Annotated in this window: 23 protein-coding genes; 11 read left to right on the forward strand and 12 right to left on the reverse strand. The window is 69.1% G+C overall.

The window, feature by feature from the left end:
• The first annotated feature begins 73 nt into the window (after positions 1-73).
• Together ftsZ and lpxC are read left to right on the forward strand one after the other, a co-directional pair.
• The gene (gene ftsZ / locus ACFPOE_RS14015) at positions 74-1,303 is read left to right on the forward strand and encodes a cell division protein FtsZ (RefSeq protein WP_376850744.1); all 1,230 of its coding nucleotides are present in this window, start codon (positions 74-76) and stop codon (positions 1,301-1,303) included.
• A gap of 140 nt (positions 1,304-1,443) precedes the next feature.
• On the forward strand, positions 1,444-2,367 hold the full coding sequence (lpxC, locus tag ACFPOE_RS14020) for a UDP-3-O-acyl-N-acetylglucosamine deacetylase (RefSeq protein ID WP_376850745.1): 924 nt from the start codon (positions 1,444-1,446) through the stop codon (positions 2,365-2,367).
• Between the two features lie 12 nt (positions 2,368-2,379).
• Here lpxC and ACFPOE_RS14025 read toward each other — a convergent pair whose 3' ends face one another.
• Both ACFPOE_RS14025 and ruvC read right to left on the reverse strand, forming a co-directional pair.
• Entirely contained in the window at positions 2,380-2,607 is a 228-nt protein-coding gene (locus ACFPOE_RS14025; protein ID WP_376850746.1) for a DUF2630 family protein, read from the reverse strand.
• Between the two features lie 95 nt (positions 2,608-2,702).
• Entirely contained in the window at positions 2,703-3,251 is a 549-nt protein-coding gene (gene ruvC / locus ACFPOE_RS14030) for a crossover junction endodeoxyribonuclease RuvC (protein ID WP_376850747.1), read from the reverse strand.
• A gap of 160 nt (positions 3,252-3,411) precedes the next feature.
• Here ruvC and ACFPOE_RS14035 point away from each other — a divergent pair, with 160 nt between their 5' ends.
• The gene (locus ACFPOE_RS14035; RefSeq protein WP_376850748.1) at positions 3,412-3,831 is read left to right on the forward strand and encodes a CopG family transcriptional regulator; all 420 of its coding nucleotides are present in this window, start codon (positions 3,412-3,414) and stop codon (positions 3,829-3,831) included.
• Positions 3,832-3,842: 11 nt separating this feature from the next.
• Entirely contained in the window at positions 3,843-4,871 is a 1,029-nt protein-coding gene (locus ACFPOE_RS14040) for an extracellular catalytic domain type 1 short-chain-length polyhydroxyalkanoate depolymerase (RefSeq protein WP_376850749.1), read from the forward strand.
• Positions 4,872-4,889: 18 nt separating this feature from the next.
• On the opposite strand, the gene trhA is transcribed toward ACFPOE_RS14040, so the two are convergent.
• From trhA to ACFPOE_RS14060, 4 genes are read right to left on the reverse strand one after another with little or no spacing between them, the layout of a single operon-like run.
• A complete protein-coding gene (gene trhA, locus ACFPOE_RS14045; protein ID WP_376850750.1) occupies positions 4,890-5,558 on the reverse strand; it encodes a PAQR family membrane homeostasis protein TrhA in 669 nt (222 codons plus the stop codon).
• On the reverse strand, positions 5,555-5,968 hold the full coding sequence (locus tag ACFPOE_RS14050; RefSeq protein WP_376850751.1) for a cupin domain-containing protein: 414 nt from the start codon (positions 5,966-5,968) through the stop codon (positions 5,555-5,557). Before ACFPOE_RS14050 ends, trhA begins: the two co-directional genes overlap by 4 nt.
• Before the next feature lie 22 nt (positions 5,969-5,990).
• On the reverse strand, positions 5,991-6,746 hold the full coding sequence (locus tag ACFPOE_RS14055; protein ID WP_376850752.1) for a class I SAM-dependent methyltransferase: 756 nt from the start codon (positions 6,744-6,746) through the stop codon (positions 5,991-5,993).
• A gap of 43 nt (positions 6,747-6,789) precedes the next feature.
• The gene (locus ACFPOE_RS14060) at positions 6,790-7,122 is read right to left on the reverse strand and encodes a hypothetical protein (protein WP_376850753.1); all 333 of its coding nucleotides are present in this window, start codon (positions 7,120-7,122) and stop codon (positions 6,790-6,792) included.
• A 147-nt stretch (positions 7,123-7,269) separates the two neighbouring features.
• Between ACFPOE_RS14060 and ACFPOE_RS14065 the strand changes: the two genes are divergently transcribed.
• A complete protein-coding gene (locus ACFPOE_RS14065; protein ID WP_376850754.1) occupies positions 7,270-8,292 on the forward strand; it encodes a uroporphyrinogen decarboxylase family protein in 1,023 nt (340 codons plus the stop codon).
• 146 nt (positions 8,293-8,438) lie between these two features.
• Here the strand turns inward: ACFPOE_RS14065 and ACFPOE_RS14070 are convergent, their stop codons facing one another.
• From ACFPOE_RS14070 to ACFPOE_RS14095, 6 genes are all read right to left on the reverse strand, one after another.
• Positions 8,439-9,782, reverse strand: coding sequence for a class-II fumarase/aspartase family protein (locus ACFPOE_RS14070; RefSeq protein ID WP_376850755.1), 1,344 nt, complete (start codon positions 9,780-9,782; stop codon positions 8,439-8,441).
• A gap of 25 nt (positions 9,783-9,807) precedes the next feature.
• Positions 9,808-10,578, reverse strand: a complete 771-nt coding sequence (locus tag ACFPOE_RS14075; RefSeq protein ID WP_376850756.1) for a transglycosylase domain-containing protein — start codon at positions 10,576-10,578, stop codon at positions 9,808-9,810.
• Positions 10,579-10,584: 6 nt separating this feature from the next.
• Positions 10,585-11,415 (reverse strand): shikimate dehydrogenase, encoded by an 831-nt coding sequence (aroE, locus tag ACFPOE_RS14080; RefSeq protein WP_376850757.1) that lies wholly within the window; start codon positions 11,413-11,415, stop codon positions 10,585-10,587.
• Between the two features lie 16 nt (positions 11,416-11,431).
• A complete protein-coding gene (locus tag ACFPOE_RS14085) occupies positions 11,432-12,280 on the reverse strand; it encodes an energy transducer TonB (protein ID WP_376851900.1) in 849 nt (282 codons plus the stop codon).
• A 2-nt stretch (positions 12,281-12,282) separates the two neighbouring features.
• Positions 12,283-14,322, reverse strand: coding sequence for a ribonuclease catalytic domain-containing protein (locus ACFPOE_RS14090; protein ID WP_376850758.1), 2,040 nt, complete (start codon positions 14,320-14,322; stop codon positions 12,283-12,285).
• Between the two features lie 166 nt (positions 14,323-14,488).
• Positions 14,489-15,073 (reverse strand): YqiA/YcfP family alpha/beta fold hydrolase, encoded by a 585-nt coding sequence (locus ACFPOE_RS14095; protein WP_376850759.1) that lies wholly within the window; start codon positions 15,071-15,073, stop codon positions 14,489-14,491.
• 108 nt (positions 15,074-15,181) lie between these two features.
• Here ACFPOE_RS14095 and ACFPOE_RS14100 point away from each other — a divergent pair, with 108 nt between their 5' ends.
• The 6 genes from ACFPOE_RS14100 to ACFPOE_RS14125 all read left to right on the forward strand — a co-directional run bounded on the left by ACFPOE_RS14100 (position 15,182) and on the right by ACFPOE_RS14125 (position 21,201).
• Complete coding sequence (locus tag ACFPOE_RS14100; protein WP_376850760.1) at positions 15,182-15,661, forward strand: hypothetical protein; 480 nt, start codon at positions 15,182-15,184, stop codon at positions 15,659-15,661.
• A 73-nt stretch (positions 15,662-15,734) separates the two neighbouring features.
• On the forward strand, positions 15,735-16,889 hold the full coding sequence (rodA, locus tag ACFPOE_RS14105) for a rod shape-determining protein RodA (RefSeq protein ID WP_376850761.1): 1,155 nt from the start codon (positions 15,735-15,737) through the stop codon (positions 16,887-16,889).
• A gap of 5 nt (positions 16,890-16,894) precedes the next feature.
• The gene (locus tag ACFPOE_RS14110) at positions 16,895-17,788 is read left to right on the forward strand and encodes an NAD(P)-dependent oxidoreductase (protein ID WP_376850762.1); all 894 of its coding nucleotides are present in this window, start codon (positions 16,895-16,897) and stop codon (positions 17,786-17,788) included.
• A gap of 43 nt (positions 17,789-17,831) precedes the next feature.
• The gene (gene tldD, locus ACFPOE_RS14115) at positions 17,832-19,292 is read left to right on the forward strand and encodes a metalloprotease TldD (RefSeq protein ID WP_376850763.1); all 1,461 of its coding nucleotides are present in this window, start codon (positions 17,832-17,834) and stop codon (positions 19,290-19,292) included.
• A gap of 7 nt (positions 19,293-19,299) precedes the next feature.
• Positions 19,300-19,863 carry a hypothetical protein gene (locus ACFPOE_RS14120; RefSeq protein WP_376850764.1) on the forward strand — a complete coding sequence of 188 codons (564 nt, stop codon included), beginning with the start codon at positions 19,300-19,302 and terminating at the stop codon, positions 19,861-19,863.
• Between the two features lie 216 nt (positions 19,864-20,079).
• Positions 20,080-21,201, forward strand: a complete 1,122-nt coding sequence (locus tag ACFPOE_RS14125; RefSeq protein ID WP_376850765.1) for a 3-deoxy-7-phosphoheptulonate synthase — start codon at positions 20,080-20,082, stop codon at positions 21,199-21,201.
• Positions 21,202-21,204: the final 3 nt, after the last annotated feature.

Raw genomic sequence — 21,204 nt, forward strand, 5'->3', positions numbered from 1 at the left:
CTCGGTAGACGTCCATGGCAACAAAAAAACAATCTATCACCGGCAACTGCAAGACAAATTTCAGGAGTACCAAATGAGCATCGAAATGATTGAAGTGGAAGAGTTCCACCTCGGCACCCAGATCAAGGTGATCGGCGTCGGCGGTGGCGGCGGCAACGCGGTCGAGCACATGATCGACCGCGCCGTGCAGGGCGTGGAATTCATCTGCGCCAACACCGACGCGCAGGCGCTCTCGCGCAGCCCGGCGCACAAGACCATCCAGCTGGGCTCCAGCGGGCTGGGCGCCGGCAGCAAGCCGGAAAAGGGCCGCGAGGCGGCGGAGCTGGCGGTGGACGACATCCGCACGGCGATCTCGGGCGCCCACATGCTGTTCATCACCGCCGGCATGGGCGGCGGCACCGGCACCGGCGCCGCGCCGGTGATCGCGCGGGTGGCCAAGGAGATGGGCATCCTCACCGTCGGCGTGGTGACCAAGCCCTTCGACTGGGAAGGCGGCCGCCGCATGACCAACGCCGACAACGGCCTGTCGGAGCTGGAAGCCAACGTCGACTCGCTGATCGTGGTGCTGAACGAGAAGCTGCTCGACGTGCTGGGCGACGACATCACCCAGGACGAAGCCTTCGCCCACGCCAACGACGTGCTCAAGAACGCGGTCGGCGGCATCGCCGAGATCATCAACGTCCCCGGCCACGTGAACGTCGACTTCGAGGACGTGCGCACCGTGATGGGCGAACCGGGCAAGGCGATGATGGGAACGGCCGTCGCCTCGGGCCCGGACCGCGCCCGCATCGCCGCCGAACAGGCCGTCGCCTGCCCGCTGCTGGAAGGCATCGACCTGTCCGGCGCCAAGGGCGTGCTGGTGCTGATCACCGCGGCCAAGGGCAGCCTGAAGCTGTCCGAGTCCAAGCTGGCGATGAACACCATCCGCGCCTACGCCTCGGCCGACGCGCACGTGATCTACGGCACGGCCTACGACGACAACCTCGGCGACGAAGTGCGGGTCACCGTGGTCGCCACCGGCCTGTCGCGCCAGGGCCAGCGCCGCACGGCGCCCCCGCTGCAGGTGCTGCGCACCGGCACCGACAACGTGCCGTTCAACGTGCCCACCGTCAACAACGTGGTCGGCACGCCGGGCGTCATCATCACCAGCAACGGCGCGCAGCAGCCCGACTACGGCGGCATGGCCGTGCCCAGCGTCTGGCGCACCAACCGCACCCAGGCGGCGGCCAAGGTCGATGCCCTGAGTTCCGGCGGGATGGACGATTTCGAGATCCCGGCGTTCCTGCGCAAGCAGGCCGACTAGATGCAGGCAAGAGGTTCTCCCAAGGGGTAGTCCTTCGGGGTGGGCGCTGTCCGGGCCCACCCCTTTTTCTTGGGCCCTCGCGATCGGGGCCATCGCGGTCGCGCGGAGCCCGCCACGAGCCGGAAAGATAAAATCGCATGATGCTGCAGCAGAGAACCCTCAAGTCCCTGACCAAGGCCGTCGGCGTGGGCATGCACAGCGGCCAGCGGGTGGAACTGACGCTGCGGCCGGCGCAGCCGGACACCGGCATCGTGTTCCGCCGCACCGACCTGCCGCAGCCGGTGGACATCCCGATCTCGGCCCAGGCCGTGACGGACACGCGGATGGCCTCCACCATCTCCAACGGCGGCGTGAAGGTGCTCACGGTGGAGCACCTGATGTCGGCCTGCGCCGGCCTGGGGATCGACAACCTGTACGTGGACATCACGGCCGAGGAAGTGCCGATCCTGGACGGCTCCTCCGCCTCCTTCGTCTTCCTGCTGCAAAGCGCCGGCATCGAACTGCAGGCGGCGCCGCGCCGCTTCATCCGCGTCACCGACACGCTGGAGGTGCGCGAGGGCGAGGGCGAGAACCTCAAGTGGGCACGGCTGTCGCCCTACCACGGCTTCAAGCTCAGTTTCGAGATCGACTTCGCCCACCGGGTGGTCGACTCCACCGGCCAGCGGGTGGAGTTCGACCTGAGCTCCGGCTCCTACATCCGCGACATCGCGCGGGCCCGCACCTTCGGCTTCACCAAGGACTTCGAGACCATGCGCGCCAACGGCCTGGCCCTGGGCGGCGGGCTGGACAACGCCGTGGTGATGGACGACTACAAGGTGCTCAACTCCGACGGATTGCGCTACGACGACGAGTTCGTCAAGCACAAGATCCTGGACGCGATGGGCGACCTGTACCTGCTCGGCAAGCCGCTGCTGGCCGAGTACAGCGCCTTCCGCTCCGGCCATGCGCTAAACAACAAGCTGCTGCGGGCGCTGCTGGAGCGGCCCGACGCGTACGAGATCGTCACCTTCGAGGACGAGAAGCAGGCGCCGGCAGGCTTCGCCGTGCCGGCCCGCGCCTGGTAGCGGCCAGGCCGTTCAGCCCCGGTAGTTTTCCACCGTCTGCGGATCGCGCACGTCGGCCTGGTCGGGGTCTTCGCCGAATTCGCGCCGGGCCCGCCGCTGGCGCAGCAGGTCCCAGCATTGATCGAGCTGCTGCTCGATGTCGCGGATGCGCGCCGGGTCCGCCGGCTTGCTGGCCTCGCGCAGCTTCTGCTCCTCGTGGACCAGTTCGGTGATGTGATCCAGGATGGTCTTGTCGCTCATGGCTGTGCTCCGGTCTGGGTCGGCGGAATGCCGCATCGGTCCAGCTTACGCCTGGCGCGACGGCCGCGCAAACACAGCAGCCCGCGGCCGCAGCCTCAGTAGGTGCGCCCGGCGCGGTACATGCCGCTGGTGCGGCGGGTGAGCTGGGTGGCCTGGGCGATCCGCGCCATCGACTGGCCGACGTGGGCATGGGTGATGGCCAGCCCGAGCGCGTCGGCCGCATCCTTGCCGGGCAGGGCGGGCAGCTTGAGCAGGCGCTTGACCATCTCCTGCACGTCGGCCTTGGCCGCCCGCCCGGAGCCGGCCACCGCCTGCTTCATCTGCAGCGCGGTGTACTCGGCCACCACCAGCTGGCAGGACACCAGCGCCGTGACGCAGGCGCCGCGCGCCTGTCCGAGCAGCAGCGTGGCCTGCGGGTTGACGTTGACGAACACGATCTCCACCGAGGCGACGTCGGGCGCGTAGCGCTCCTTCACCTCGTTGATGCCGTCGAACAGCACCTTCAGCCGCGCCGGCAGGTTGCCGCCCTCGGCCTTCATGGTGCTGATGGTGCCGCTGGCCACGTAGCGCAGCGCGTGGCCGTCGACGTCGATCACGCCGAAGCCGGTGGTCCGCAGGCCCGGGTCAATGCCGAGGATGCGCATGGACGGCGGTGCGGGACGGCTGGGACTGCATGGTCCGATGATAAGCGGCCGGGCCGGATCCGGCGGCTCCGGTCGCGCAGGTGCGCGGAAAACACCCCGTCCTGGAACCATCCCGGGCCCATCCGGACACCATCCACTTGGATGGTGATAAGATGGCCGCATGCCCGCCAGAAGCACCCTCGCTCCCCCGAGCCGTCCGGTCGACGAAAAGATCACGATCAACATCGGCTGCGTCGACCTGGGCCAGATCGACCTGCTGGTGCAGGAAGGCTTCTATGCCAACCGCACCGACCTGATCCGCACCGCCATCCGCAACCAGCTGGCGGCGCACGGCGACGCCGTGCGCGACGTGGTGTCGCGCAAGACGCTGGTGCTGGGCATCCAGCATTACACGGCGGCCGACCTCCAGGCCGTGAAGGAAGCCGGCGAGAAGCTGCAGATCCGCGTGCTGGGGCTGGCCTCCATCGCCCACGACGTCACGCCCAAGCTGGCGCTGGCCACCATCGAATCCCTCACCGTGCTGGGCGCGCTCCATGCGAGCCCGGCCGTCAAGGCAGCATTGCGCGACCGCATCGGCTGAAAGAACTACCCATGAACAACAACGATTTCCAGCACTTCATGAACGAGGCCGCGCGCCTCACGCGCTCGGGCGACCTGCAGGCCGCCACCAGCGCCATCCAGTCCGCGCTGGGCGGCGCACCGGCGCCCGGCCCGGGCAATGCCGGCAAGCCGGGGGCGATCGACGTCGAGGCGCGCGAACTGCCAACCGGCGGCCGGCCGCAATTCGTCGCCGGCAGCTTCGCCACCACCTCGGGCCAGCGCGAATACAAGCTGTTCATCCCGGGCGGAGCGGGCGGCAAGCCGCTGCCGCTGGTGGTGATGCTGCACGGCTGCACCCAGACCCCGGACGATTTCGCGGCCGGCACCGCGATGAACGACCTGGCGCAGCCGCAGGGCGTGTACGTGCTGTATCCCGCGCAGTCGCAGCAGGCCAATCCGCAGCGCTGCTGGAACTGGTTCAAGCACAGCCACCAGCAGCGCGGGCGCGGCGAGCCGGCGCTGCTGGCCGGGATGACGCGGCAGGTGATGGAGCAACACGCGATCGACCCGGACCGCGTGTTCGTGGCCGGCCTGTCGGCGGGCGGCGCGATGGCCGCGATCCTGGGCGACACCTATCCCGACCTGTATGCGGCAGTGGGCGTGCACTCCGGGCTGGCGGCCGGCGCGGCATCCGACCTGCCCTCGGCCATGCAGGCGATGCAGGGCAAGGGCGCGCATCCCCGCAGCAGCGAACGCCACGTGCCGACCATCGTCTTCCACGGCGATGCCGATGCCACGGTGCACCCGCGCAATGGCGAGCAGGTTGCCGCCGCCAGTTCGGCCGGCGCCGGCGCGGCCGACGTCCGGCAGCACCAGCCGGCCGGCCGGCGCCGCAGCACCCGCAGCGTCCATCGCGACGCCGGCGGCCAGGTGCTGGCCGAACACTGGCTGGTGCACGGCGCGGCGCATGCCTGGTCGGGCGGCAGCGCACGCGGCTCCTACACCGATGCGTCGGGCCCGGATGCGAGCGCGGAGATGCTGCGCTTCTTCCTACAACATCCGCGCCGCCCGGCGCGCTGAGCGAGCCGGGCCTGCGCCTCAGGCCGCGTACCAGAGCACCGCGAAGTAGTGGCAGACGGTGCCGGCCAGCACGAACAGGTGCCAGGCCAGGTGCCCATAGCGCAGCTGCGAATCGGTGGCGAAGAAGGCGACGCCTCCCGTGTAGCACAGGCCGCCGGCCAGCAGCCACAACAGGCCCGCCGTCGGCACGCGGGTAAAGAGCGGATCCACCGCGATCACCACCACCCATCCCATCAGCAGGTAGACGCCGGTCGACAGGATCGGGTTGGAGGCCTTGCCCGATGCCTTCAGCGCGACCCCGGCGATGGCCAGGCTCCAGACGACGGCGAACAGGCTCCAGCCCCATGCCCCGCGCAGCACGCCGAGCGTGAACGGCGCATAGGTGCCGGCGATCAGCAGGTAGATCGAGGCGTGGTCCAGGATCTTGAACACCCGTTTGGCCTTGCCCGCGGGCAAGGCGTGGTACAGCGTCGACGCCAGGTACATCAGGACGATGGTCAGCGAGAACAGGCTGCAGGCGGCGATGTAGATCGCGTCGCCCTGCCGCACCGCCTGCACGATGAGCACCGGGATGCCCACGCAGGCCGCCAGCAGCGCGGCGCCGTGGCTGATGCTGTTGGCGATCTCCTCCCCCAGCGACTGCTCGCGCCGGGGCCGCACGCGCAGCAAACCGGTGGCGATCGTCATCGTTGTGGGGCGCGGGAGGCGGGCCGGTACGGCTCGACCTTGTCCTGCTCCGCCGGGTCGTTGCGGGCGACCACCGCGCGGGCCGCTTCGGTCGCGCTCAAGTTGACCGCCTCGTGCGGCACGCCCGGCGGCACAAACAGGAAGTCGCCGGCTTCGCTGACGGTTTCGTTCTCCAATGCAGGGCCCCAGCGGGTGAGCACGCGGCCTTCGAGCACATAGATCCCGGTCTCGTAGCCCACATGCAGGTGCGGATCGGCGCGCGCGCCGGGCGGGATGACGACGACGTGCATCGAGAGCCCGGCGGCCCCCACGGTCTGGCCCGAGATGCCGATGAAATACGGCAGGCGCTGCCGGCTCATGACCTCGCGGTCCGGCCGCAGCGCTTGCACCTTGCGTTCAGCGACGTTCATGTAGGCTCCTCCCGCGGCAAGTTCAGGGCTTGACGAACTTCAGCACGAATTCGTCCTTGGGCATCGGCGGCTCGGGCGTTTCGCGGTCGCGCGGATCGGCCGGGTTGCGCAGGAAGTTGCCGCTGGCCGCCAGCCGGAATCCGGCCGCCGTCACTTCGGCGATGACGAACGCCTCCTCGACGCGATGCAGCGTGCCGGATTCGGAAATGCCGGTGCCGGCGCGGCCGGCGTGGTCGGCGATCACGTAGCTGCCGCCGCGCTTGAGCGCCTCGAAGATCGCGTGGTTCATGTGCCCGCGGTCCACGCCCATGTGGCCGAGGTCGTGGTAGTTGAACATCAGCGTCACCAGGTCGAGCGCATTGCCGGCGGCTTCCGGCGGCACCGGGTCCTGCATCGGCCGCACCACCGGCACGATGTTCGAGGTGGCCGGGTTGCGGGCCCGTTGCGCCAGCGCCGGCGGCGTCGGCCCCTGGGTCTGGCTGTAAACCTTGCCGCCCGGGCCGACCGCGCGCGCGACCAGCTCCGTCGTGTAGCCGCGGCCGGCGCTCACGTCCAGTGCCACGATGCCCGGCCGGATGTCGATGAACCCGAGCATTTGCGCGGGCTTGCGCCGCACGTCGTTGCCGCGGTCGGCGGCGCTGCGCTCCGGGCTGGCGACGATGGCGTCGATGCGCTCGGCCGACAGGCCGGTGGCGCAGCCGGCCAGCAGCACGGCGGCCAGCAGCGTTGCCGCGCCGGCCGCGCGGGGAATGGAACCGGATCTGCCTGGGTGGCGCATGGGAGGCCTCGTTGGTGGGGACAAGCGATCCTAAGCCAGCGGCCTAGCGCGGCGCCGGGCCGCCCGTTTCCGGCAGCAGGCGCAGCCGCTGCAGCTGCTCGGCCAGCATGCCGTCCACGGCGGGCGCCATCCGCTCGACGCCGCCGGCCATGATCGACAGGCTGGCGCTGTCCTGCGAATAGGTGCGCTGCAGGTTCCACCAGGCGCCGACCCGGGACACCAGCGTGTCGTAGACCACGGCGGGCGTTGCAGCGATGGCGACCTCGTGACGGACCAGGAAGCCGGACGGCCCGGTCTCCACCGAGGCCTGCGCCGGCGATGCGGCCACCCCGCATGCGAGCAGGACCAGCGCCGAAACGAGCTGTCTGTTGTGCATCTGGATCCCTGTCAGGAGCCTGGCCCGAGCGCCACGCGACGTCCCGATTTATACAGGGCATGGCGCCGCCGCTCCAGCGGGATTTCGCCGGGGCGTCGGCCGGCGACGCCGCCCTAAACTGCCGCATCCCTTCAAGGAGCCATGTCCATGCTGTTCCCCACCACCATCGTCGGCAGCTTTCCGCAACCCGACTGGCTGATCGACCGGCAAAAGCTCGCCGGCCGCTTCCCGCCCCGGGTGCGGGCGAAGGAACTGTGGCGGGTCGCCCCGCCGTACCTGGAAGAGGCGTGGAACGACGCGACGCTGCTGGCCATCCGGGCGCAGGAGGCGGCGGGGCTGGACATCGTCAGCGACGGCGAGATCCGGCGCGAGAGCTACTCCAACCGCTTCGCCACCGCGCTGGACGGCGTGGACCTGGACAATCCCGGCACCGGGCTGGACCGTTCCGGCCATCCCAACCCGGTGCCGCGCATCACCGGCAAGATCCGGCGCCGGCACGCGGTGGAAGTGGAGGACATGCTGTTCCTGCGCCGCCACACCGACCGCAAGACCAAGATCACCGTGCCCGGCCCGTTCACCATGCTGCAGCAGGCGCAGAACGATTTCTACGCCAGCGAGGAAGAGGCGGCGATGGACTATGCGGCCGCCGTCAACGCCGAGATCCGCGACCTGTTCGCCGCCGGCGCCGACGTGGTGCAGATCGACGAGCCCTACATGCAGGCACGGCCGGAGAAGGCGCGCCAGTACGGCCTGGCGGCGCTGAACCGCGCCCTGGACGGCATCACCGGCACCACCGCGGTCCACATCTGCTTCGGCTACGCGGCCATCATCCACGAGCGGCCGACCGGCTATTCCTTCCTGCCCGAGCTGGCGCAGTGCGGCTGCAAGCAGGTGTCGATCGAGACCGCGCAGTCCCACCTCGATTGCAGCGTGCTGCAGCAGCTCGAAGGCAAGCAGGTGATGGTCGGCTGCATCGACCTGTCGGACATGGCGATCGAGTCGCCCGCGGTCATCGCCGACCGCGTGCGCCGCGCGCTGCCTTACGTCGCCAAGGAGCGCGTCATCCTCGCCCCCGATTGCGGCATGAAGTACCTGCCGCGCGAGGTGGCGCAGGGCAAGCTCAGGGCGATGGTGGAAGCGGCGCAGATCCTGCGCAAGGAATACGCGTAACGGCTGTCATCCCGGGCATGACCCGGGACCCAGACGTCACGAATTTCAAGACCGTCGATCAACAGGCGGGCCGGCTTCTTCCTGGTCGACGGTATTCGATTGGCACGCCAATGTCTGGATCCCGGCTCGAAGGCCGGGATGACAGCTCACAGCGACGCCAGCACCCGGTCCACCATCACTCCGGCCTGGCCCAGCGAGTTGGCCGGGTCGCAGAAGCCTTCCAGCTGCGCACGCGTGACGTGCTTGCCGATCTCGGGATGGGCGGCCAGCACGTCGACCAGCTGGCGCCTGCCGGCGATCGCCTCGCGGCACAGGTCGTACACCAGGTCGTGCGCGTATTCGCGGCCGATGAAGGGACCCAGGCCCATCATGACGGCCTCCGACATCACCAGGCCGTTGGTCATGTCGATGTTGGCGCGCATGCGTTCGGCGTCCACCTCCAGGCCGGCCAGGATGAACTTGGTCTGCTTGAGCGCGCCGGACAGCAGGCAGAAGGTCTCCGGCAGCACCACCCATTCGATTTCCCAGGGGCCGGTGGAGCGCTCGTGGTCGGCCACCATCGCGTCCATTAGCGCCGCCGCGTGCTGGCGCACCACCGAGATGTTGGCGTGGATGTACAGGCAGGAGATCGGGTTGCGCTTCTGCGGCATGGTCGACGACGAGCCGCGGCCGGGCGCGTAGGGCTCGAACACTTCCGCCACCTCGGTCTGCATCAGCAGCTTCACGTCCATCGCGATCTTGCCCAGCGAGCCGCCGACGATGCCCAGGAAGGCGCCGACCTCGGCGATGGTGTCGCGCACCGTGTGCCACGAGATCAGCGGCTGCGCCAGGCCCAGCTCCTGGCACAGGCCGGCCTGCGTTTCCATCGCGCCCTTTTCCAGCGACGACAGGGTGCCGGAGGCGCCGCCGAATTCGCCCATCAGCACGCGCGGCTTGAGCTGCGCGAGGCGCTCACGATGCCGCTCGATGCCGGCCAGGATGCTGGCCATCTTGTAGCCGAAGGTGATCGGGGTGGCCTGCTGCAGGTTGGATCGGCCGATGATGGGCGTGTCGCGGTGCTTGCGCGCCAGGATGGCGAGCGAGCCCGAGATCTCGGCCAGATCGCGCTCGACCAGCGCCAGGCCCTCGCGCATCTGCAGCACGGTGGCCGTGTCCGTGATGTCCTGCGTGGTCGCGCCCCAGTGGCAGAACTCGCCCAGCTTGTCGCGGCAGTTGGCGTTGATCTGGTTGACCACCGCGATGATCGGATAGCCGATCTGCTCGGTCTTGGCCTTGAGCTTGTCCCAGTCGATCCGGGACAGCTCGCAGTTGCGCACGATCTCGTCGGCCGCCTCCTGCGGGATCAGGCCGAGCCGGCCCTGCACCCTGGCCAGCGCGCGCTCGATGTCGAGGTACTTGGCGGTGCGGTTCTCGTCGGACCAGACCTCGCGCATCTGCGCGTCGCTGAACATGTCGCCGAAGATCTTTGAATCGATGATGGATGCGGCCATGGGGCTCCTAGTGGTGTGTGTGGGGTCAGGGCAGTTCGGCGTCGCGCATGCGCGCCGCGATGGTGGAGGCGCGGCTGGCCAGGTAGCCCGAGTTGGGCAGCTTCTCGAAATAGCGCGGGCGCGGCAGCATCACAGCCAGCCGCGCCGATTCGTAGGCCGAGAGCTGGGCCGCGCTCTTGCGGTAATAGTGCTGGGCGGCGGCCTCGGCGCCGAACACGCCTTCGCCCCATTCGACGCTGTTGAGGTAGATCTCCAGGATCCGTTCCTTGTTCAGCATCCGCTCCAGCAGGAAGGTCAGCACCAGTTCCTGGCCCTTGCGCACCAGCGTGCGCTCGCCGGACAGCAGCAGGTTCTTGGCCAGCTGCTGGGTGATGGTGGAGCCGCCGACGATCTTGGGCGCCTTGAGCGGGCGCGCCGCCGCCGCGCCGGCCCGGCTGGCGCTGCGGCGTGCGGCCTGTTGCGCCGCCTGCCGCGCCACCTGTTCCTCGGCCTTGGCGTTGCGCTGCCAGGCCTTTTCCAGCGCCTCCCAGTCGACGCCGTCGTGGTTGGTGAAGCTGCCGTCCTCCGATGCGATCACCGCGCGCTTGAGGTTGTCGCTGATGCGCGCGTACGGCACCCACTGCTGGCGCCAGCGCAGCTGGTGCTTCTCGCTGGCGATGCGCCAGGCTTCGGAGCGCTGGAACGCCGTGGACTGCGGTGCGATCACTGCCATCGTGGCGATGCGCACGATGAAGAACAGCTGCAGCGCCAGTGCCGCGACCAGCACCAGCAGCATCCAGCGCAGCAAGCCCTTCATCGTCGGTCAGTCCAGGCCGGCGCGCAGTTCCGCCAGCACCCGCGCGGAGGGCGGGCGCACGCCGCGAAACACCTGGAAGGCCTCGGCCGCCTGTTCCACCAGCATGCCCAGGCCGTCGCGCGGCACCGCTCCGTGGGCCCGCGCCCAGGCCATGAAGCCGTCGGCCGCCGGGCCGTACATCATGTCGACGGCCAGCGTGCCCGGCTTGAGCACGCCGTCGGCCACCGGAATGCCGGCGCCGCTCAGGCTGCTGGCGGTCGCGTTCACCACGATGTCGAACGGGCCGCCGACCTCGTCCAGCGCCGCCGCCGAGAGCCCGACGCCGTGCTCGCGCGCCAGCGCGGCATGCCGCTCCACCAGCGACTGCGCCTTGTCGAGCGTGCGGTTGGTGACCACGATCCGCTTCGGCCGGGCCTCGACCAGCGGGCCCAGCACGCCGGCCGCTGCGCCGCCGGCGCCGATCAACAGCAGCTCGCAACCGGCGATCGTCACGCCCGCATTGCCCTGGATGTCGTTGACCAGGCCGACGCCGTCGGTGTTGTCGGCGTAGACCGCGCCGCCGGCGTCGAAGCGCAGCGTGTTGCAGGCCTGCGCCAGCCGGGCGCGCTCCGTGAGCGTGGTGGCCAGCGGGGCGGCCTGGAACTTGAACGGCACCGTGATGTTGCAGCCCTTGCCGCCGGCGGCGCGGAACGCCTCGATGGCGGCGTCGAAGCCGTCCAGCGCGATCAGCTGCTTGCCGTATTCCAGCTGCTGGCCGGTAAGCTGCGCGAAGCGCGCGTGGATCCAGGGCGACTTGCTGTGCTCCACAGGATTGCCGAGAACGCAGTACTGGTCCATTGCAAGGCGGCCGCGTTCAGCGGTTGGTGAGTTTGGTTTCGAGCGTCTCGTCGCGCGTGAAGCGGAAGCGCGACACCACCACGATCTGGTCGGCCTTGCGCCGCATGGCGTCGTTGAACTTGCCGAACGGCCCGGCGGCGCGGGCGATGGCCTGGGCCCGGCGGTCCAGCGTCAGGTTGCCCGAGCTTTCCACCACCTCGGTGTCCAGCACCTTGCCGTCGAAGTTCACGGTGACGATCATCGTCAGCTCGCCGTACAGCTTCTGCCCGGCCAGCTCCGGGAAGTTCTGCGTGCCGCGGTCCTCGATCCGGCGCCGCAGGCCGTCGTAGTAGATCGCGTACTCCGCCTCGCGGGTGGCGGGGCTGATGTAGCGCTTCTTGGGGCGGGCGTTTTCCTCGTTGATGCGCCGCTCGATCTCGGCCAGCAGCTTGACCAGCTGGCGCCGCCGGTCCTCGCGCGCGACGGATTCGGGATTCTTCTTGTCCTGCTGCGGGTCGGGCGGCGGCATCGCGGCGAGCATGCGCCGCACCTGCGCCAGCATCACCATCTGCTGGTCCTGCATCGCGTCGATCTTGCGCTGCGCTTCCTCGGCGGCGTCGCCCAGTTCGGTGAACGCCGACGGCGGCAATGGCGACGTGGCGCGGCCCTTGGCCGCCTCGCCGCCGCCGGCCATCGAGGCCTGCGCGATGGCCATCGCCTTCTCGGGCTTCTCGTTGCTGCGGGCGTTGACCAGGATCACTTCCAGCGGCGTGTCCTGGAACACGCGGTTGAAGCCCTCGGGGTCGATGAAGCGGACCGTCAGCAGCACCGCATGCACGGCGAAGGAGGCGCCAAGCGCGATCTGCAGGGTACTGAAGGAACGCAGGTTCACGGAGCCGGATTATCGCTTTCAGCCTCGCTGACATCCACCGCGATCGTGATCGGGCCGGCCGCGGGCTCGTCTTCCGTCTCTTCTTCCGCAACCAGCGGCACTTCTTCCACGTCCAGCCGCTCGACCACGGTGCCGTGCACGTCCAGCGTGATCTCGTCGATCTTGCCCAGTTGCACCCGCACCCTGGCGCCGCGCGGCAGGTCGTTGCCGCCCATCACGCCCAGCACCAGCGGAAGTTCGTCGGCCCGCACCAGGCCTTCGCGGAACACGGTGCCCACCAGCTCGGTGATGCCCTGCTGCTCCAGGTACTTGAGCGTCCAGAAGCGCTCCATGCCGGCCTGGTAGCCGTTGTAGGCGGAATAGGCCGCATCGAAGCCGGAGATGATGGAGAACAGCTCCGCGTCCTTGGGCTTGAACGGCGCAGCGAGCGCCGCGGTGCGGCCGTGGCGGGCGCCGGCGATGATCTGCCACTGGTTGACCAGGTCGGTGTAGCGGCGCAGGGGCGAGGTGCTCCAGGCATAGCTCTTCACGCCCAGGCCGGCGTGCGGCAACGCCCTGGTTCCCATGCGCACCTTCACGCCGGGGGCCATGCTGGCCTGGCTGCGGTAGATGCCGGGCACGCCCAGCTCCGACAGCCAGCTGCCCCAGGTGCTGTTGGCCAGGATCATCGCCTCGGCCACGATCAGGTCCAGCGGCGAGCCGCGCTGGCGGGTCGTGATCCGCACTTCTTCGTTGCCGGTCGGTTCGGCGCCGTCGTTGCCCACCAGCTTGAAGTTGTAGTCGGGCCGGTTGAAGTTCTCCGGCTTGCCGCGCACGATCTCGCGCTGCGCCTTCAGGTGCCCGGCCAGGCGGTACAGGAAGGTCAGCGGCTCGCGCAGCCGGCCCGCCGCCCCGGCGTCGTCCTGGTGGGCGAAGGCCGGGTCGACCAGCCACTGCTCGGTCACCACCGCGTCGAGCTGGTCGTGGCGCAGGTTGGCCACGATCGGCACCCGCTCGATCCGGGTCTGCGACGACTTGATCTCCAGCGTCGCTTCGTCGAGCGTGACGTACAGCGAGATGGCGGGGCAGTCGCGTCCTTCGATCAGCGTGTAGGCCTGCACCACCTCGTCGGGCAGCATGGTGATCTTGTAGCCCGGCATGTAGACGGTGGACAGCCGCTGGCGCGCCACCAGGTCGATCGGCGCGCCCGGCTGCAGGGCCAGGCCGGGCGCGGCGATATGGATGCCCACCGTGATCGTGCCGCTGCCCAGCCCCTGCACCGACAGCGCGTCGTCGATTTCGGTGGTCTGCGAGTCGTCGATCGAGAACGCCTGCACGCCGGCCAGCGGCAGGTCGTCCTGGATCGGCGGCGCCGGCAGCGGCGGGAAGGCCGTTCCCTTGGGGAAGTTCTCGAACAGGAAGCGCTTCCAGTGGAACTGGTAAGGCGAATCGATGGCGCCGGCGCGCTGCAGCAGGTCCAGCGGCGCCGTGTGGGTGGCCCGCGACGCTTCGACCACTGCCTTGTACTCGGGCGCGTTCTTGTCCGGCTTGAACAGGATCTTGAACAGCTGCTCGCGGATCTGCGGCGGGCAGCTGCCGGCGCCCAGTTCCGCCGCCCACAGCGAGATCTGCTGCTGCAAGGCCTTCTTCTTCTCGATCGCCACCAGCGCCTGCTGCAGGATCTCGGCCGGCGCCTTCTTGAAGCGGCCCTTGCCGGCGCGGCGGAAGTAATGCGGCGCCTCGAACAGCCGGAACAGGGCCGCGGCCTGCTGTTCCAGCGTCGCCTTGTCGCTGAAATAGTCGCGCGCCAGTTCGGCGAAACCGAACTCCTCCTCGGGCGCGAATTCCCAGGCCAGCTCCAGCTCGATGCCCTCGGCCAGCGCCTGGGCCTGGCGGATCAGGTCGGACGGCGCGGGCTTGTCGAACTTGAGCAGCACGTTGGCCGCCTTCACCTTGACCCGCTTGCCGCTCTCCAGCTCGATCTGGCTGGACGCATCCGCCTCCGACAACACCCGGCCGGCCTGGAATTTCCCGGCTTCTTCAAACAATGCAAACATGGGCGCGATTGTCCCATGGGAGGGTCCGCGCTTCGAAAGCGGGGGCAAGGACGCAGAAGGCGCAGAAGTTACGCAGAAGATGCAGAAAAATTCAGCGATGAATTCAACTGCTTCCTTCCGCGATTTCTGCGTTGCTTCTGCGCGTTCCGCGTCCGGTTGTCCGACTTCAAGCGAGGTCCAGGAACGCGAAGACCGCGTCGATGTGCTGGCCGAAGTCGCTGATTGCGTGGTCGCTGCCCTCAAGCAGCTCGATGCGGGCGCCGGCGTAGCGGGCGCCCATCTCGCGCCAGTCAAGCACTTCGTCGCCCTTGGCGATGATGGCGAGGTAGTTCGACGGGTCGGCCAGCGGCCCGCCCTCCAGCGCCCGCAGTTCGTCCACGTACCCCGGCTCGAACACGAAGCGCTCGGCCGGGTCGTGCCACGCGGCCTGCTCGCCCACGTACTTCGCCAGGTCGCGCGCGGCGTGCACCGCCGGATTGAGCACGACGGCCTTGCAGCCCGTGGCCTCGGCGACATGGGTGGCGTAGAAGCCGCCCAGCGACGAGCCCATCACCGCCATGCGCTCGTGCGGCCATCCGGCGATGCCGGCCAGCACCATCGCCATCGCTGCGCGCGGCGAGGGCGGCAGCTGCGGGCACCACCACGTCACCCCCGGTTGGCGCTCGGCCACGCGCTGCGCGACCATCCGCGCCTTGGTCGATTGCGGCGACGAACGGAAGCCGTGCAGGTAAAGCAAGTGAGAAATTGCCATTGCACGCCATCCTATCCCGCTGGCGTAGCGCATTGAGACTAGACCGTATGGGCGAAGCAACCGCCAGGGGCCTTGCCTAAGCTGCACGGGCATCGAAGGAGTAGCACCATGACCACTTTGACCTCTGCACTGAACTACGGCGCCCTGATCACCCTGTCCTGCTGCAACGCCGTGTTGCAGATCGCGGCGGCGCCGGTGTGCGCGGATCCGGCGCAGGATTCCAGCTGGCCTGCGTGCGCGCCCGACGGGGTGCTCGGCGAAACCGAGCTGCGGCGCAAGCTGTTCCGCCCCGGCCGCACCACCCGGATGGTGCTGGCCGAGCGCGCCGGCGCCGCCGGTGCGGACGGCGACGGCCGCTTCGTCGCCCGGTTCCACGGCGACGGCAAGCTCGAAGGCGGTGCCGCCGGCGGCGACAACGTGGCGCGCGGCTGGCGCATCGACGGCGGCCGGGTCTGCCTGGACTACGACCCCGGGTACCGCAGCCAGCCCGAATGCGGCGCCTTCGAAGTGCTGCGCGGCAGGCTGTACCTGGTCGAGGACGAGGGCCAGCGCAAGCCGGTGGACAGCGTCGAATGGGCCGCCAATTGAAGGGCCGCGCCGGGCGGCGCCTCGGGGCGCCGGGGCCGGCCCCCGAGCGGGCGCAGGGCCGATAATCGGCCGGATGGCAGCAGTATTCGACCGACCCTCCCTGCGGCAGCGCGCCGCGCCGATGTTCCGCGGCTTCGACGGGCCGCTGGCGTTCGCCGTGTTCCTGCTGGCCTGCGCCGGGCTGCTGACGATGTATTCCTCCGGTTACGACCACGGCAGCCGCTTCGTCGACCATGCCCGCAACATGCTGCTGGCCGGCTTCATCATGTTCGTGGTGGCGCAGGTGCCGCCCCAGCGGCTGATGAGTTTTGCGGTCCCGCTGTACGTGCTGGGTGTCGGGCTGCTGATCGCGGTCGCGGTGTTCGGCGTGACCAAGAAGGGCGCCAAGCGCTGGCTCAACATCGGGGTCGTGATCCAGCCCAGCGAGATCCTGAAGATCGCGATGCCGCTGATGCTGGCATGGTGGTTCCAGAAGCGCGAGGGCCAGTTGCGGCCGCTGGACTTCATCGTCGCCGGCCTGCTGCTGGCGGTGCCGGTGGCCCTGATCGTCAAGCAGCCGGACCTGGGCACCGCGATCCTGGTGCTGTCGGCCGGCATGGGCGTGATCTTCTTCGCCGGCCTGTCGTGGAAGCTGATCGCGCCGCCGATGATCCTCGGACTGACGGCGGCCGTGCTGCTGGTGGTGTTCGAGCCGCGCCTGTGCGCCGACGGCGTCAGCTGGCCGCTGCTGCACGACTACCAGCAGCAGCGGATCTGCACCTTGCTGGACCCGGGCCGCGATCCGCTGGGCAAGGGCTTCCACATCATCCAGGGAATGATCGCCATCGGCTCCGGCGGGGTGTTCGGCAAGGGCTTCATGCAGGGCACGCAGACCCACCTGGAGTTCATCCCGGAGCGGACCACCGACTTCATCTTCGCGGCCTACTCCGAGGAGTTCGGCCTGCTGGGCAACCTGTGCCTGATCGCCGCCTTCATCTTCCTGATCCTGCGCGGGCTGGCGATCGCGCTGGAGGCGTCCAACCTGTTCTCGCGGCTGCTGGCCGGCGCGGTGACGCTGATCTTCTTCACCTACGCCTTCGTCAACATGGGCATGGTCAGCGGCATCCTGCCGGTGGTGGGCGTGCCGCTGCCCTTCATCAGTTACGGCGGCACCGCGATGGTCACGCTGGGCATGGGGCTGGGCATCCTGATGTCGATCTCCAAGGCCCGGCGGCTGGTGCAAAGCTGAGGCCGATGGAGCAGCCCAGGCGCGATCCTGTCGGCATCGTCGGCGTCGGCAACATGGGCGGCGCGATGGCCGCCCGGCTGCTGGAGGCGGGCTGGCCGGTCCAGGTCTGCGACATCGACCTGCACCGGGTGCGCCTGCTGGAGCTGCAGGGCGCGCAGGTGCGCCACACCGCCGCCCAGTGCGCCACCGGCGTGGCCGTGCTGATCGTCTGCGTGGTGGACAGCCCGCAGGTGGATACGGTGCTGTTCGGGCCCGCCGGCGCAGCGTCGGTGCTGCGGGCCGGCCAGGACGTGCTGCTGTGTCCCACCATTGCGCCGCAGGACACCGAGCGCTTTGCCGCGCGGCTGCTGGAACAGGGTGTCTGCGTGATCGATGCGCCCATGTCGGGGGGTCCGGCGCGCGCCCGTGACGGTTCGATGAGCCTGATGCTGGCCGGCGGCGGCGCGGTGATCGACCGCCGGCGCGAGCTGATCGCCGCCTTGAGCGACAAGGTGTTTCGCATCAGCGCACGGCCCGGCGACGGCGCCCGGAGCAAGCTCGTCAATAACCTGCTGGCGGGCATCAACCTGGTGGGGGCGGCCGAGGCGATCGCTCTGGCGGAGCGCCTGGGACTGGACGCGGCGTCGACGCTGGCGCTGATCGGGCAGTCCAGCGGCCAGAGCTGGATCGGTTCCGACCGCATGCAGCGCGCCATCGCCGGCGACTTCGAGCCGCGGGCCCACATGACGCTGCTGGAGAAAGACACGCGGCTGGCGCTGCAGGCCGCCGCCGCGGCCGGCTTCGAGGGCCCGCTGGGTGCCGCCGCCCACGCGGTGTTCGCGCGGGCCTGCGCCGCCGGCCTGGCCCAGCGTGACGACGGCGCGCTGCTGCAACTGCTGCGTCAGCCGCCTGTAAGCTGACCCTGGGGCCTTCCCGGGCGGCACTGCAAGCCTAGAATGCGGCATGATTTCCCGCGAACCCACCATCGAACGCCTGGCCACCGCCCAGCGCCTGCTGCTCGAGCCTTTCGGGCTGAACGAATCCCACCTGTCGCGCGCCCTGGGCGAAATCTCGGCCCACAAGGTCGACGACGCCGACCTCTATTTCCAGTACACCCGCAGCGAAGGCTGGAGCCTGGAAGAGGGCATCGTCAAGACCGGCAGCTTCAGCATCGACCAGGGCGTCGGCGTGCGGGCGGTGAGCGGCGAGAAGACGGCGTTCGCCTACTCGGACGACATCTCCGAAGCCTCGCTGCTGGATGCGGCGCGCACGGTGCGCACCATCTCTTCGTCGACGCGCTCGGGCAAGGTCAAGGTCGCAGCGCGCCGGGTGGCGGGAGGCCGCTCGCTCTACAACGCCATCGACCCGATCGGCACGCTGGACAGCACGGCCAAGGTCAAGCTGCTGGAAAGGACCGAGCAGCTGGCCCGCAAGAAGGATCCGCGCGTCAAGCAGGTGATGGCGGGGCTGGCCAGCGAGTGGGACGTGGTGATGGTGGCGCGGGCCGACGGCACGCTGGCCGCCGACGTCCGCCCGCTGGTGCGGCTGTCGGTGACGGTGATCGCCGAACAGAGCGGCCGGCGCGAGATGGGCTCGGGCGGCGGCGGCGGCCGCTTCGGCCTGGCCTATTTCGACGACGCGCAGATCGAGTCCTACGTCAATGACGCGGTCAAGGCCGCCATCACCAACCTCGATTCGCGCCCGGCCCCGGCCGGCGAGATGACGGTGGTGCTCGGCCCGGGCTGGCCCGGCATCCTGCTGCACGAGGCGATCGGCCACGGTCTGGAAGGCGACTTCAACCGCAAGGGCTCCAGTGCATTCAGCGGCCGGATCGGCCAGCGGGTCGCCGCCAAGGGCGTGACGGTGCTGGACGACGGGACGATCAGCGACCGGCGCGGATCGCTCAACGTCGACGACGAAGGCAACGCCAGCCAGCGCAACGTGCTGATCGAAGACGGCATCCTGCGCGGCTACATCCAGGATTCGCTCAACGCCCGCCTGATGGGCGTCGCCCCGACCGGCAACGGCCGGCGCGAAAGCTATGCCCACGTGCCGATGCCGCGCATGACCAACACCTACATGCTCGGTGGCGACAAGGCGCCGGAAGAAATCGTCGCCAGCATCAAGAAGGGCCTGTACGCCACCAATTTCGGCGGCGGCCAGGTGGACATCACGTCGGGCAAGTTCGTGTTCTCGGCCAGCGAGGCCTTCTGGGTCGAGAACGGCAAGATCCAGTACCCGGTCAAGGGCGCGACCATCGTCGGCAACGGCCCGGATGCACTGACCCGCGTGACCATGATCGGCAACGACATGAAGCTGGACACCGGCGTCGGCACCTGCGGCAAGGAAGGCCAGAGCGTTCCGGTGGGGGTCGGTCAGCCGACGTTGCGCATCGACGGCCTGACGGTGGGCGGAACCGCCTGAGGCCCGGATGCCCGGTCACTCCCGTCCTGCAAGCCAACCGTCGACCCAGCGGCCGACGAACGGGGATTTCGGCCAGCTGAGCAACTTCCTGCGCGCCTCGGTCGCGGACGAAGAGAGCCGGCGCGTCAGCGAAAGCATGTCGGACCTGGCGACCCACGTCGAGGCCATCATCCTGAGCCTGCGGCACGGCAAGGTCCGCACCATCATCGCGCCGATGCTGGTGGACCTGCTCACCGTGCTGCGGGCGCACCGCCACATGGTCGTCGGCCTGGGCCTGCCCTGGCGCGGCCTGTACGAATATGCCGGCTACCTGCAGGCGCTCAACCACCTGCGGGTGCTGATCGGGCAATGGCTGCTGGAGGGCGGCCCGCGCAGCACCGAACTGCTGCTGAACGCGGAAGACTTCGAGCTGGTGGCCTGGCGCACGCTGGCCGAGGGCATGCTGCTGATCGACGTGTACGAGCAGTCGGTCCAGCGCGACCAGCAGGAGCAGGCCGAGTCCGGGCTCGCCGCGCTGTCCGAACCGCAGGTGGAGCGTGCGATCCAGTGGTGGAAGAAGCTCAGGCTGTGAGGCCGGGAGCCTTCCCGGCGCGCCCGTCCGGGTGTGCTACATTGATCCCCATGCGTGCAACCCGCTCCTATTTTTTTGCATATTTTTGGTTCTCCACCCCTGGCGGTAGAGAGATCTGAGCGTCCCTGCAACAAACGCACCGAACTCCCCAAACCGCCGGAATCCCCGGCGGTTTTTTTTTGCCCTCTTCAAACCCTGACCTGTAGGAGCCCAGCGATGAACGATCAGTCCCCCGCCACCAGTCCCTGGCAAGCGAATCCCGTCGACAAGACCAGCGAGACCGACGACGAACGCATCAAGGACATCACCGTGCTGCCGCCTCCAGAACACCTGATCCGCTTCTTCCCGATCCGCGGCACGGCGGTGGAAAACCTGATCACCGCCACCCGCAGGAACATCCACAACATCATGGAAGGCAGCGACGACCGGCTGCTGGTGGTGATCGGCCCATGCTCGATCCACGACCCGGTCGCCGCGCTCGAGTACGCCCGCAAGCTCAAGGAGGTGCGCACCAGGCACCAGGACACGCTGGAGATCGTGATGCGGGTCTATTTCGAGAAGCCGCGCACCACGGTCGGCTGGAAGGGCCTGATCAACGATCCCTACCTGGACGAGAGCTTCCGCATCGACGAAGGCCTGCGGATCGCCCGCCAGCTGCTGATCGAGATCAACCGGCTCGGCCTGCCGGCCGGCAGCGAATTCCTGGACGTGATCTCGCCCCAGTACATCGGCGACCTGATCGCCTGGGGCGCCATCGGTGCCCGCACCACCGAGAGCCAGGTGCACCGCGAGCTGGCCTCGGGCCTGTCGGCGCCGATCGGCTTCAAGAACGGCACCGACGGCAACATCCGCATCGCCACCGACGCCATCCAGGCAGCCGCGCGCGGCCACCACTTCCTGTCGGTGCACAAGAACGGCCAGGTGGCGATCGTCCAGACCAACGGCAACAAGGACTGCCACGTGATCCTGCGGGGCGGCAAGGCGCCCAACTATGACGCGGCCAGCGTCGCGGCCGCTTGCCGCGACCTGGAGGCGGCCAAGCTGCCGCAGCGCCTGATGGTCGATTGCAGCCATGCCAACAGCAGCAAGCAGCACGAGAAGCAGCTGGAGGTCACGCGGGACATCGCGGCGCAGATCGCCGGCGGGTCGCGCAGCGTGTTCGGGGTGATGATCGAGAGCCACCTGCAGCCGGGAGCCCAGAAGTTCACGCCCGGCAAGGACCAGGCGGGCGCCCTCGAGTACGGGAAAAGCATTACCGACGCCTGCCTGGGCTGGGCCGATTCCCTGGAGGCACTGGATTGCCTGTCGGCAGCGGTGGTCGCGCGGCGGCAGAAATGACGC

The sequence above is a fragment of the Caenimonas terrae genome (genome assembly GCF_042655405.1).
Classification (GTDB): Bacteria; Pseudomonadota; Gammaproteobacteria; order Burkholderiales; family Burkholderiaceae_C; genus Ramlibacter; species Ramlibacter terrae_A.